General features: G+C 29.7%; 12 protein-coding genes. 6 read left to right on the forward strand and 6 right to left on the reverse strand.

Annotated features, from left to right (window positions below):
• The 4 genes from Q0881_RS15385 to Q0881_RS15400 form a co-directional block, all read right to left on the reverse strand.
• Positions 1-1,883: hypothetical protein (locus tag Q0881_RS15385; RefSeq protein ID WP_299162152.1), on the reverse strand; the 1,883-nt coding region annotated here is incomplete at its 3' end.
• Between the two features lie 111 nt (positions 1,884-1,994).
• Positions 1,995-3,638 (reverse strand): tetratricopeptide repeat protein, encoded by a 1,644-nt coding sequence (locus Q0881_RS15390; protein ID WP_299162154.1) that lies wholly within the window; start codon positions 3,636-3,638, stop codon positions 1,995-1,997.
• A 33-nt stretch (positions 3,639-3,671) separates the two neighbouring features.
• Positions 3,672-5,417, reverse strand: coding sequence for a signal peptide peptidase SppA (gene sppA / locus Q0881_RS15395; RefSeq protein ID WP_299162156.1), 1,746 nt, complete (start codon positions 5,415-5,417; stop codon positions 3,672-3,674).
• 54 nt (positions 5,418-5,471) lie between these two features.
• On the reverse strand, positions 5,472-5,879 hold the full coding sequence (locus Q0881_RS15400) for a DUF6146 family protein (protein ID WP_299162158.1): 408 nt from the start codon (positions 5,877-5,879) through the stop codon (positions 5,472-5,474).
• Between the two features lie 98 nt (positions 5,880-5,977).
• Here Q0881_RS15400 and Q0881_RS15405 point away from each other — a divergent pair, with 98 nt between their 5' ends.
• The 3 genes from Q0881_RS15405 to Q0881_RS15415 all read left to right on the forward strand — a co-directional run bounded on the left by Q0881_RS15405 (position 5,978) and on the right by Q0881_RS15415 (position 9,629).
• Positions 5,978-6,538 carry a DNA-3-methyladenine glycosylase I gene (locus Q0881_RS15405; RefSeq protein WP_299162160.1) on the forward strand — a complete coding sequence of 187 codons (561 nt, stop codon included), beginning with the start codon at positions 5,978-5,980 and terminating at the stop codon, positions 6,536-6,538.
• 43 nt (positions 6,539-6,581) lie between these two features.
• The gene (locus Q0881_RS15410; protein WP_299162162.1) at positions 6,582-8,624 is read left to right on the forward strand and encodes a dihydrofolate reductase; all 2,043 of its coding nucleotides are present in this window, start codon (positions 6,582-6,584) and stop codon (positions 8,622-8,624) included.
• Between the two features lie 84 nt (positions 8,625-8,708).
• Positions 8,709-9,629 carry an ion channel gene (locus Q0881_RS15415; RefSeq protein WP_299162164.1) on the forward strand — a complete coding sequence of 307 codons (921 nt, stop codon included), beginning with the start codon at positions 8,709-8,711 and terminating at the stop codon, positions 9,627-9,629.
• On the opposite strand, the gene Q0881_RS15420 is transcribed toward Q0881_RS15415, so the two are convergent.
• Positions 9,626-9,841, reverse strand: coding sequence for a hypothetical protein (locus tag Q0881_RS15420; RefSeq protein ID WP_299162166.1), 216 nt, complete (start codon positions 9,839-9,841; stop codon positions 9,626-9,628). The two genes, Q0881_RS15415 and Q0881_RS15420, sit on opposite strands and share 4 nt — an antisense overlap.
• 39 nt (positions 9,842-9,880) lie before the next feature.
• Between Q0881_RS15420 and Q0881_RS15425 the strand changes: the two genes are divergently transcribed.
• Genes Q0881_RS15425 through Q0881_RS15435 form a run of 3 tightly spaced genes read left to right on the forward strand, consistent with a single transcriptional unit; the run spans position 9,881 to position 11,684 of the window.
• Positions 9,881-10,612: an SDR family NAD(P)-dependent oxidoreductase gene (locus Q0881_RS15425; protein WP_299162168.1), complete on the forward strand. Its 732-nt coding sequence runs from the start codon at positions 9,881-9,883 to the stop codon at positions 10,610-10,612.
• A complete protein-coding gene (locus tag Q0881_RS15430; RefSeq protein ID WP_299162171.1) occupies positions 10,613-11,293 on the forward strand; it encodes an HAD family hydrolase in 681 nt (226 codons plus the stop codon).
• A gap of 1 nt (position 11,294) precedes the next feature.
• Positions 11,295-11,684, forward strand: a complete 390-nt coding sequence (locus Q0881_RS15435; RefSeq protein WP_299162174.1) for a nucleoside triphosphate pyrophosphohydrolase family protein — start codon at positions 11,295-11,297, stop codon at positions 11,682-11,684.
• Between the two features lie 38 nt (positions 11,685-11,722).
• Here the strand turns inward: Q0881_RS15435 and Q0881_RS15440 are convergent, their stop codons facing one another.
• On the reverse strand, positions 11,723-12,592 hold the full coding sequence (locus tag Q0881_RS15440) for a TlpA disulfide reductase family protein (RefSeq protein ID WP_299162176.1): 870 nt from the start codon (positions 12,590-12,592) through the stop codon (positions 11,723-11,725).
• Positions 12,593-12,601: the final 9 nt, after the last annotated feature.

The following is a 12,601-nucleotide window of genomic DNA, read 5'->3' on the forward strand; positions in this document are numbered from 1 at the left end:
CCGGTTCCATCTTGTAATGAAGAAACATCAATCGTATTTCCATTAGCTATGGTTAAATCAGTACCAGCTAAAGAAATAGTTTGGGTATCAGTATTGTCTAGATACTTAGCTAAATCTATAGTTGTTGCATTCCCTGAAATACTTAAAGTATTTGTAGCTAAAGATAAAGCTTGTTCATCTGTGTTATCTTTAAAACTAGATAAATCGAGCTCTTTTCCTACTTCTCCATCGTTTTCAAGAGATATAAGGATTTTGTTATTTCTAATAAGCATTAATGAATCAATTCTTTGTGTGTCTGTATTATCAAGGAATCGAGATAAATCGATTTCTTTTACTGTTTCACCATCAGCTTCCATAGACAATTCAATTTTATTAGCAACTAATTGAAAAGTATCTACTTTTTGGTCATCCGTATTTAAAGAAGTTGTGCTTATCCATGTAGTTCCATTCCAAACAAAAAGAGTTGCTAAATCTGTATCGTATACCATTAAACCTGCATCAGTAGTTGTTAAAGCGTTTCCACTTGCAGCAGCAGTTTCCATAGCAGTACGTTGAGCGGTAGTTACTCTATTAACTAAAAAACCTTTATCAACATCAGCTAATTCTAAAGAAGCATTTTGATTGGCAGCTACAGTACCAATTCCTACACTGAATCTATTAGTAGTTGTGTTTCCTCCTAATGCCATAGTATTTGCGAGAGTAACATCTACATCATATCCAATGGCAGCAGCATATGATTGCGTGGTACTACTTAACGATCCAATAGTAATTGAACCTTTATTTCCTGAGGCTTTTGCGTCATATCCTATAATGACTTGGTCATCTCCAAATACATCCACCTCATTACCCATAAAGGTATTACGATTATTTTTTCCTGCAGAGGCTCCGAATGAACCACTTGCGGTAAAATTAGCATTCCATCCCAACCCTGCATTATCTGAACCTGTTCTGTTAGTCCCTCCAGCCATGGCTCCTACATAGGTATTTCTATTTGCTAGATTAGTAGCGTTTGTTCTGTTATTATCCCAACCAGCACCATAGCCTATAAATGTATTACCATCGGCACGACTACTTTCCGCTCCAGCATCAAATCCTAAGTAAGTATTCGCATACCCATCTATATTCTCTTGGCCAGCTCCATTACCTACAAATGTATTTCCTTGTCCTGTTTTGTTCTCGCTTCCAACAGAATTGGATATAGATGATAAAGCATATACAGGGTTAAACCCTTCTATAGCACTCCCAACACTTGAAGAACTTTCTCCTCCTATAAAAGTATTTCCACTTCCAGATGTATTCTTTACACCTGCTTTACTTCCTATGAATAAATTATCTGAGGCAGTTGTTGTTGCGCGACCAGCATCTTCACCTATAAACACATTGTCATCTCCTTCTGTTAAGGACTTACCTGCTTCTTCACCAATAAGTGTATTATCATATGCCGAAGTCATATTCTCTCCTGCTCTATAACCAATAACAACATTGTCATCACCCGTTGAATTTCTAGCGACATAATTCCCTATATATACATTCTCAGCATTGCCTGTAGTTTGATCCGCAGCAAACACACCAATTATAGTATTATTACGACTATTTATACTATTGAATTTAGCACCTGCCATACCGCCTATAAAAATATTTGCATAGGTCGTGGTTAAAGAGCCTCCTGCACCTGGACCAAGAATCAAGTTCCAATCTCCAGTAGTTATAAGTGACCCCGGATTAAAGGTTAATGTACCATCGTATGGAGAGGGTGTATTAGTATCTGAATTTTGGGTTGGAGTTATAGTTGCTCCGCTAATTTGATTATTTGTTTGGGTATATCCATTATATGAAAAAAGGAAAACCAAAAAAGAGAGTATAAAAAGTAATCGTATTCTCATTAGACTTGCTATTTAGTTAGGTTTAGCAAAGTTATGAGTGACGCTTAGATTTAGAGTTTTTATGCGGTGTCAAAAGGTGTCATTCTTTATATATTGAATGTAAATAGATTATTATATTAATGACCGAATAAATTCTTCGATGCTTATTTCTGAAGGAATATTCATTTTTTTACGAATTCTTCTACGCATTGATTTTACAGAATCGGTAGAAACATTCCTAATAATCATAATTTCTTTTATTGATAAATTCAAACGTAATAATGCGCAAACCTCTCTTTCTCCTTTTGTTAATTCAGGATATTTTTTTCTTAATGTAGTATCAAAAAATTGATTTACGTCTGTTATTTTTTCTTGTAATCCAGATAGTTTACTTTCTGTGTTTATTTGCAATTTTAATTGAGTAGTTAACGAGGTAAGAGATTTTTCTATGCTTTCTGGTGTCGACCCTATTACGTCGTTTTTTATTTTATCTAATAATTCTTCTTTAAAGGCTAAGCGCATACTGTTGTCTGCAATTAAACTTTTAATATCTTTTTCCTTAGTTTTAATTTCTTGGTCAAGTATTTTTCTTTTGTTTTCATATTCGGCTTTAATATGAATTGAACGTTGTTTGAAATTACGACGAATTAAGTAGCCTATTGCAAATGCACCAGTTAATGTAACGAGGAATAAAGCGAAGTATAGTTTCTTTTTTGAAGATTCTGTTTGAGCAATTATCTCTATTTCTTTTTTTTCTTGAGTAAAACGTAGGCTGTCAATTGCTAGTTGCTGTTCGTATTTATATTTAGATTGAAGATCTACCATTTTTTGATAGTTCTTTTCATTCTTAACTTTTATCCACCATTTAGTATAGTCTAAATGATATTTATATGCTTTTTGATAATCTTTGATGTCAGCATAACTATTACTTAAACCTAAATATCTAGAATGAATTACAGCCTCATTTTTTTGCTTTTTAGACATAGCAATAGCCTTATTATATAATTCTATGGCCTTGAGTGGATTACCTAATACTCTATAAGTAACTCCTAAAGCAAAATAACTTGACTCTAATCCTATTTGATTATTTGCCTTTTGATGCATTCCTACCGACCTTTTAAGAAAAGGGATATTTTCTTTATATCTCTTTTGTCGTCTTAAAAAGTAAGCATAGTTTGCATTTGTGGATGCGATTGAATTAATTGAATTTATAGAATCAGCAAGTTTAATAGCATATAAATGATGTTGTTCAGCTTTAGAGTATTCTTTTAAATTTTGATAAAGAATACCATACCTACTTAAGGTTCTAGTGGTTTCGTTTATATTGTTGTATTTTTTACTAAGTGTTAAGGCAGAATCTAAATTAACTTTAGTCTTATCAAATTCAGATTGATAGAGCCATAACCAAGCTATTTGAGAATAAGTGTATCCTAAAGTATATTTTTCTCCTATCTTTCTTTTAATCTCTATACTTTCTTGAAGATATTTTAGAGCAGTGTCAAACTTGTTTTCTCTTCTTAAAAAATAAGCGAGTTGCTCTAAAATAGAAGCTTTTTTTAATAAGAATTCATTTTTAGAGAATAAACTTTTATCTATAATCTCTATAGCATCTTCAAAATTTTTCTTAGCCTCTACAAGATTGTTGTCTTTTAAATCTATTGCTTTTGCATATAGTTTTTCTACCTGTAGACTATCATTTTTTATATCATTACTTTGAGAGTAGATACTATTTGATAGTAAAAAGATAAATATTATAAGTGTTTTTCTAAAATGCATATATCAAAAAGGTACTCATAGAGTACCTTTTTTTTATTTAATTTGAAATATAAAAGGTATTCTTGCTTGAATCCCTTTTAACTTTTTTATTTGATTAATATTATTATATAACTGATAATTTTCGTCACCTAAAGCTTCTTTTAATATCTCTTCTTTAGAAACTTTAGCAAAAGGAGAGATACTTAAAGCATCTTTTAGATCTTTTTTATAGTTAGGGTAATTACGAATTTTGTAGTTTTCAATATCAGCTAATTCAGCTGCTATTTTAATAGCATCATTTAAACTTCCTAATTTATCAACTAACCCTTTATTTATAGCTTCTTTACCACTCCAAACTCTACCTTGAGCAATTTCATTAACTTGTTCATAAGTCATGTTTCTTCCTGTTGCTACACGATTAACAAAAGTGGTGTAAATCTGTTCAACACCTTCTTTAGTTACATCGTAGAATTTTTTATTCATTTGTTCAAAAACACTATAGTTTGGACTATCATTCGTAGAAACTTGCTCCGCATTTATACCAATATTATCGGCAAGCTTGTTAAAGTTAGGAATAGCACCAAATACTCCAATGGAACCAGTTATAGTAGTTGGTTCTGCAATAATTTTGTTAGCATTACATGCAATATAGTAACCTCCTGAAGCGGCTAAATTTCCCATTGAAACAACCAAAGGTTTGTCTTTTTTAGCTAATTCTAATTCTCTCCAAATTAATTCAGAAGCTAAAGCACTTCCTCCAGGAGAATTAACACGTAAAACTATAGCTTTTACATTTTTATCTTTTCTAGCTTTACGAATAGCTCTGTTTGTTAAGCCTTGTCCAATAATATCTTCATTTCCTTCACCATACATTATTTGGCCCTGAGCATAGATTACAGCAATTTTATCTTTACTGATAGAAGAAATCCTTCCTTTTCCAGATTTTATATAATCTTCTAAACTAATAGTATTTACTTTTTTATCAGAGTCTAGTTTAAGTTTTTCTTTATACTCATCTTCATAAATAATAGCATCAATTAATTTATTTTCTTTAGCAATTGTAGCGTTTCTTCCGTTAGCGTTATCAGCAATTAAATTTAATTGTTCTACTGAAATATTTCTACTAACGCTAATGTCTTCAGTAATTTCTGACCAAATTGAGTTTAGAAAAGAAGTAGTTTGTTCGCGGTTAGCGTCACTCATTTTATTACTCAAATATGGTTCAACTGCACTTTTATACTTTCCGTGACGGATTACTTCCATTTTAATTCCATATTTATCTTCAAAATCTTTATAGTATAAAATTTCAGTAGATAAACCTTTAAAGTCAATGGCTCCAACTGGGTTTAAAAATAAACTGTCCGCAACCGAACTTAAATAATAATTTTTCTGAGAATAAACATCGTTATAAGCATATACAAATTTTCCACTTTCTTTAAATTCTTCAATTTTATTTCTAATAGCTTGAGTTTGTGCAATACCAGCATTTACTGAAGTTGTTTTAATGCTTATACCTTTAATTTTAGTATCGGTTTTAGCATTTTCAATAGCATTAATAATATTATTTAAGGCTAATTTCTCATCGTTTAATTCTAATATTTCTGCTAATGGACTATTATCTCGAGGCGCATAATCTTTTATAGAAGTAGCTAAATTTAATTCTAAAACAGAATTTGATTTTACTGTTATTTCATCATCAGACCCAGCAATTGCCGCGATGGCTACAAAGAATATAAATATTAAAAAAATGGCTACGAAAAAACCAAGAATTGATGCTAATAAATTTCTTAAAAACTTCATTTTATGTTATTAATTTTTTTTGACAAATATACAGATTTACAGGAAGTTTATAATTTATCGTAAACGCATACGGTATTTGCGTTGTGCAAATTCAAAATAATTGAAAAGTTTATAATTTACATCATAACCATAATTGATATTAGGATTATAATTGATTTGATTTTCATATATATTTGGATTAAAATTAAAAGAATTGTTAGCTCTTGAATTCCAAATAGGAACATAAAGGCGGTTTTTGTTTTCTAGATAAAATTGAGAGTGAAAGCCAACAGGTTTAGCTATAGTATTTAAGTAATGATTAAAACCAGGATCTATGATAGTGATTTCATATTCTAAACTATCATTTTTTATAACTACAGGCTCTTCTTTAGAAGTAGCATTGTTTTTTATTGGTGAAGAACTACAAGCATAAAATATTATTATAAGTATGCTAAATATCGAAAAGTATTTTAATGTTTTCATAATCAGAAGATTTTCTAATTATAAAGTTGCAAAAATTATTCCATTTTTCATTGATTTTTAGCTTGTTTAACAGTAATTTTCAATTTTAAATTAAAGAAATGAAAAAAAGATGTTTTTGGGTAAGTGATGACCCTTTATATATAGAATATCACGATCAAGAATGGGGAGTTCCTGTATATGAGGATGATAAGTTGTTTGAGTTTTTGATTTTAGAAACTTTTCAGGCTGGGTTAAGTTGGATTACAGTACTTAAAAAAAGAGAGAATTTCAGAAAAGCTTTTGATAATTTCGATTATAAAAAAATAGCAAATTATGGCGAAGATAAATTTGAAGAATTACTTTTAAATGCAGGGATAATTAGAAATAAATTAAAAATAAAAGCAACGATTACAAATGCACAGCTTTTTATGAAAGTGCAAGATGAGTTTGGCTCATTTTCAAAATATATTTGGAATTTTGTTGATGGGAAACCGGTAAAAAATGCTTTTGAAAAACGAGAAGAAGTTCCTGCGACAACTGAGTTGTCTGATATAATTTCAAAAGATTTAAAAAAGCGAGGGTTTAAGTTTGTTGGGTCAACAGTAATTTATGCGCACATGCAAGCAACAGGTATGGTTAACGATCATACTACAGACTGCTTTAGATATAACGAAGTTTAAAATTCGTACATTTATCAACAGAAAATCAATTTAAATTAAAAAAATGAAATTAAAACATATGCTTTGCGCTGCCGCAGCAGTTAGCTTATTGGTTTCTTGTAATGTAGAAAAGAAAAAAGAACCAGTAGCGTCGAAAGAGGAGGTGAAAAAAGAATCTAAATTTGAACATGAAGTAGAGCAATTTGCAGATATAAAAGTGTTAAGGTATCAAATACCAGGATTTGAAGAGTTAACCTTAAAAGAAAAGAAACTAGTTTATTATATGACGCAAGCAGGATTGGCTGGACGTGATATAATGTGGGATCAAAACTATCGTCATAATCTTGAAATAAGAAAGGCTTTAGAAAAAGTAAATAACGATTATAAAGGAGATAAGGATTCTGAAGATTATAAAAAATTTAAAGAATATTTAAAAAGAGTATGGTTTTCTAATGGTATTCACCACCATTATTCAAACGATAAACTCAAACCAACATTTGCTAAAGAATATTTAGAAGGTTTATTAAAAGAAACAAATACAAATTTATCAGCAGAAGCACTTGAGGTTATCTTTAATGATAAGGATAGTAAAAAAGTGAATAAAAAAGCTGGGGTAGATAATGTATTGGCATCAGCAATTAATTTTTATGGACCAGACATTACAAGTAATGATGTAGAAACTTTTTATAAAACTGCATACAAAGGACCAGAAAGTCAGCCAATAGAAGCTGGATTAAATTCTAAATTAGTACGTGAAGACGGAAAGTTAGTAGAAAAAGTATGGAAATCTGGAGGAATGTATGGGCAAGCTATTGATAAAATAATTTTTTGGTTAGAAAAAGCTAAAGGAGTAGCAGAAAACGAAAAGCAAGGAGAAGCTTTAGGATTATTAATAGAATATTATAAAACAGGAAGTTTAGATGTTTGGGATAAATATTGTATTGCTTGGGCTACATCTACAGAAGGAAATATTGATTGGATTAACGGGTTTATAGAAGTATACAATGACCCTAAAGGATATAGAGGATCTTATGAGACAATAGTAGAAATTAAAGATTTCGATATGTCTAAGAAAATGAAGGTTCTATCTGATAATGCACAATGGTTTGAAGATAATTCACCATTATTACCAGCACATAAAAAGAAAAATGTAGTAGGGGTTTCATATAAAACAGTTAATGTAGCAGGAGAAGCAGGAGATGCATCACCAAGTACACCAATTGGAGTGAATTTACCAAATAACAACTGGATTCGTCAACAACATGGATCAAAATCAGTTTCATTAGGAAACATTATCGGAGCCTATAATAATGCAGGAGGTTCTGGGCGTTTAAAAGAGTTTGCTCACGATCAAGAAGAAATAGATTTAGAACTTAAATATGGAAAGTTAGCAGATAAGTTACATACTGCTTTGCATGAAGTAATAGGGCATGCATCAGGACAGATTAATAAAGGAGTAGGACAGCCTAAGGAAACATTAAAAAATTATGCTTCTACAATGGAAGAAGGAAGAGCAGATTTAGTTGGATTATACTATTTAATGGATCCGAAATTACAAGAATTAGGATTGGTAGAAGATTGGCAAAAAGTAGGGAAAGCTGCTTACGATGGTTATATTAGAAATGGATTAATAACTCAGTTAATTCGTATTAATGTAGGAGACGATATAGAGGAAGACCATATGGTAAACCGTCAATGGGTGTCAGCTTGGGCATTTGAACAAGGAAAGAAAGATAATGTAATTGAAAAAGTAACAAAAGATGGAAAAACATATTTTGTTGTGAATGATTATATAAAACTTCGCGAGATTTTTGGACGCTTATTAAAAGAAACACAAAGAATTAAATCAGAAGGAGATTTCGAGGCAGCAAAAGCTTTAGTAGAAGGTTATGGAGTAAAAGTAGACCAAGAGATTCATAAAGAAGTAAAACAGCGAAATGAAAAATTTCCTGATGCAGCTTATAGTGGATTTGTAAATCCTGTTTTAGAACCAGTAACAGATGCTGAAGGAAATATTACAGATGTAAAAATAGCACAACCAAAAACATTTGAAGAGCAAATGAAGTTTTATGCTAAAAACTATAACTTTTTACCAATAAAAAACTAATAGGAATTAGTAAATAAGAATTATAAAAACCGATATTTTTTAAGTATCGGTTTTTTGTATTTTTAAAGCATAAAGAAACGAAGGATGGCAAAGAAAATAAAAGACCCAGGTTTTGGATACAATTCAAAAAAGAATATTAAAGGAATTGTAAATAAAGATGGGAGTTCTAATGTAATACATATAAACAAAAAGTTTAATCTAGATGATTTATATACCTTTTTTATAGAGTTATCATGGTGGAAGTTTTTTTTATTAATTACATTAGGTTATACTTTTTTAAATATAGTATTTGGATTTGTATATATGGGAATAGGAATTGAAGAAATAACACCATCGAAAGGTAATTTTATTGATGATTTTTTAAATGGATTTTTCTTTAGTGCTCAAACATTAACAACAGTAGGTTATGGAGGAATAGCACCACAAGGAATAACAGCCAATTTAATTGCGGCTTTTGAGGCAATGATAGGTTTGTTAAGTTTTTCATTCATTACAGGGTTGTTATATGGGCGTTTTTCCAGAGCAAAAGCAGCAATTCATTTTAGCGAGAATTTAATTCTACGAGATTTTAAAGAGCATAGAGCTATTATGTTTCGTTTAATGAATAGTAGAAAAACAGTAATGATAGAACCCGAGATAACAGTAACATTATCAGTAAATGAGAAAAATAAAGAAGGGGATTATAAAAGAGAATTTTTTCAATTAAAGTTAGAGAGAGATAAAATTATGTACTTGCCTACAGTATGGACAATTGTTCATGAAATAGATGAAAAAAGCCCACTTTTTAAATACTCAGATGAAGAAATAATGGAATTAGAAGCAAAATTATATGCTTTAATTCAGTATCATGAAGAATCTTTTGGACAAAAAGTATATCAAATTACTTCATATGATTTTCAACAATTAAAAACAGGAGTAAAGTATAAACGTACATTTCATTTTAATGAAGGAGGCTATACAGTTTTAGATCATGAAAAAATAAATGAAATAGAAGAAATGGTTTAACCTTTTATTAAAAATTTCGAAAGAAATAAAAGAGTTATAACAGCAATAATACCTATAGCTACATACAAAGCGCCATTTTGATAATGTTTTTTATTATTCTTAGCATCTTTCTTATAGCTGTAAAACATTAAAATAATAAAAGCGATAGCAAATAAACTAGCAAAAATAATTCTCCCAGTAGTAAACATTTTAGCAGCAATAAGTGTAAACATAAAATTGTATTTTTAGCAAAGTTAAAGAATGATTTTATAATGAAGAAAACTAAAACAGCAATTGTTTTTGGGGCAACATCTGGTATTGGTAAAAACTTAACCGAACTACTAGTACAAGATAATTATATTGTTGCAGTTACAGGGAGGAGATTAGAGAGACTAGAGGAGCTAAAAGTTAAAAATCCTAATCAAATAATTATAAAGCAAAATGATATAACTCAAGTTGAAGAGTTAGAGAAAACCTTTAAAGAAATTGTGAGTGAATTAGGAGAGGTTCATTTAATTATTCATTCATCAGGAGTCGGAGAGGTTAATAATAAATTAGATTGGAGTATAGAAAATAATACAGTTCAAACTAATGTAGTTGGGGCTACTAAGTTATATGGATTAGCTTATAATTTGTTTAAAGAACAACAATTTGGACATTTGGTAGGAATTTCATCTATAGCATCGCTCAGAGGAAATAGAGCTTCACCTTCATATTTTGCATCAAAAGCATACCAAAAAGCATATTTAGAAAGCTTGTATATTAAGACAAAGTCAATAAAATCAAAAAAAGTATTTATAACAGATATTCGACCAGGTTTTATAGATACAGCCATGGCTTTGGGTGACGGTATTTTTTGGATGGTGCCTTTAGAAAAAGCAACAAAACAAATTTATTCAGCAATAAAAAGAAAAAAACGAGTAGCATATATTTCTAAAAGATGGCGATTAATAGCTTGGGTTTTAAAAATAGTTCCAGCTCGATTGTTAAAAATGACGACATAAATGAAAAAGAAAAATTTAATTGTTTTTGATATTGATGATACATTAACAAAAAGTGAAAATCAACATCAAACAGCTTATGTAGAAGCTATGAAGAGTTTTGGTATCACAGATATTAATCAGAATTGGAAAAGCTATCAAAATGTAACAGATAGCTATATTTTAAAGCAAAATTTTGAAGCTAATTTTAAAAGAGATTTTGAATTGTCTTTTATCAAGGATTTTGAAATTAAAATGACAGAGTTGTTTGTAAACCTTCCAGAAACATCTGAAATTAAAGGAGCAAAAGAGATAGTTGATTTTTTTATGAGAGAAACAGATTATGCTATTTGTTTTGCAACAGGATCATTATTAAAACCAGCTTTGATTAAATTAGAACAAGCAAATATTAATTTTGTGCCAACTTTGGTAGAAGCATCTAATAGTATTTATACTAGAGAAGAAATTGTGAAATCGGCAATAAAAAAAGCAAAAGAATATTTTCAAGTAAAAGACTTCGAGACTATTATTTCTGTAGGAGATGGTATTTGGGATTTAAGAACGGCACACAATTTAGGAGTTCATTTTCTTGGTATTAGGAATAAAAACCTAGAAGATTTTCAACAAGAAAATATTAAAAGCCATATAGTAGATTGGTCTAATTTTGATTTTCAAAAAATACAAACAGAACTAGAAATTATATAAAATGAAAAATAAGATAAAAGCAGTCCATGAATTTCATTCAGCGTTTAAACTAAATATTCAAAATGAACCTACAGTTGCTATTTCAGATGATAGAAAGCAATTACGTTTTGAATTAATGAAGGAAGAAAATGAAGAATACTTAGAAGCAGCTAAAAACAACGATTTAGTTGAGGTAGCTGATGCACTTGGTGATATGTTGTATATTTTATGTGGAACAATTATAGAGCATGGAATGCAACACAAAATTGAGGAAGTGTTTAATGAAATTCAGCGAAGTAATATGAGTAAATTAGGAGAAGACGGTAAGCCAATTTATAGAGAAGATGGTAAAGTACTAAAAGGACCTAATTACTTTAAGCCAAATATTAAAGAAATATTAAACGAATTATAATAAAAAAGCTCCTTATAAATTAAGGAGCTTTTTTATTATTATTTGTTCATTATGAGTTCTAATTCAGAAGTTAAAGTCTTAACATTATTTACCATTTTAAGAATAACACCGTCGGAGTCAACAATTAAATGAGTAGGGTATTGTTTTACTTTTAGTTTTTTAGACATGTACTTTTTTTGTTCAGGAACAGTAGCATATTTAAAAGATTTTGTTTTTAAAAACTCAACAAGTTTATCTTTTTCATCAAAGGCTAAACTTACAAATTCAATATTGTCATCTTTATATTTATCAACCAAAGCATTTAGTTGAGGAAATTCTTCTACACATACTTTACAGTTTATAAACCAGCATTTTAAAACTAGTATTTTATCTTTAGTATCAGCTTTATTATGAGAGTTTCCTTTTAAGTCAACAAAATCATATTTAGGAAGTTTTTTTCCTTCTCTTTTAAAATATTGATAGGCTACATTAGCTTTACCCATAATACTTTTTCTAATCTTACCATCTGTAGATTTTTCAAGATTGGTAAGTTTGTACTGAGTTTTACCTTTTACCTCAGATTTAATAGGAATATAAGCTCCAGTTCGCAAAGAATTTAAAAAAATAGCTTTTCCGGTTTTAGCGCCTTTTTCATCAATAGGAATAAAGGTGGACATTAAATCAATATTCTTTTTAGTATAGGTATTCCAATTATCAAAACTCCCTTGAATATCATTAAGATTTACATCTTTAGAAGTTTCTTTGCTTTTCTTTTTAGAAGAAGGTTTTGTTTTTTTTGTGGTTTCAGTTTTCTTAGTTGCTTTAGTGCCACTTTTTATTAAGCTTTCACCTGAATAATTATTTAAAGCAAATAATGAAACAGAGAAACCAATTATAATTGATAAAACTGCTGGTACAATATTTTTCATTTCCCCTTA

The organism is uncultured Tenacibaculum sp., from assembly GCF_947494125.1.
In the GTDB taxonomy this organism is placed as follows: Bacteria; Bacteroidota; Bacteroidia; order Flavobacteriales; family Flavobacteriaceae; genus Polaribacter.

Bases quoted from the DNA above. Each gene is read 5' to 3' on its own strand.
- Q0881_RS15430 (WP_299162171.1), top strand. From the start codon at position 10,613: ATGAAAAAGAAAAATTTAATTGTTTTTGATATTGATGATACATTAACA.
- Q0881_RS15410 (WP_299162162.1), top strand. From the start codon at position 6,582: ATGAAATTAAAACATATGCTTTGCGCTGCCGCAGCAGTTAGCTTATTG.
- Q0881_RS15435 (WP_299162174.1), top strand. From the start codon at position 11,295: ATGAAAAATAAGATAAAAGCAGTCCATGAATTTCATTCAGCGTTTAAA.
- Q0881_RS15400 (WP_299162158.1), bottom strand. From the start codon at position 5,879: ATGAAAACATTAAAATACTTTTCGATATTTAGCATACTTATAATAATA.
- Q0881_RS15405 (WP_299162160.1), top strand. From the start codon at position 5,978: ATGAAAAAAAGATGTTTTTGGGTAAGTGATGACCCTTTATATATAGAA.
- Q0881_RS15390 (WP_299162154.1), bottom strand. From the start codon at position 3,638: ATGCATTTTAGAAAAACACTTATAATATTTATCTTTTTACTATCAAAT.
- Q0881_RS15425 (WP_299162168.1), top strand. From the start codon at position 9,881: ATGAAGAAAACTAAAACAGCAATTGTTTTTGGGGCAACATCTGGTATT.
- sppA (WP_299162156.1), bottom strand. From the start codon at position 5,417: ATGAAGTTTTTAAGAAATTTATTAGCATCAATTCTTGGTTTTTTCGTA.
- Q0881_RS15415 (WP_299162164.1), top strand. From the start codon at position 8,709: ATGGCAAAGAAAATAAAAGACCCAGGTTTTGGATACAATTCAAAAAAG.
- Q0881_RS15420 (WP_299162166.1), bottom strand. From the start codon at position 9,841: ATGTTTACACTTATTGCTGCTAAAATGTTTACTACTGGGAGAATTATT.
- Q0881_RS15440 (WP_299162176.1), bottom strand. From the start codon at position 12,592: ATGAAAAATATTGTACCAGCAGTTTTATCAATTATAATTGGTTTCTCT.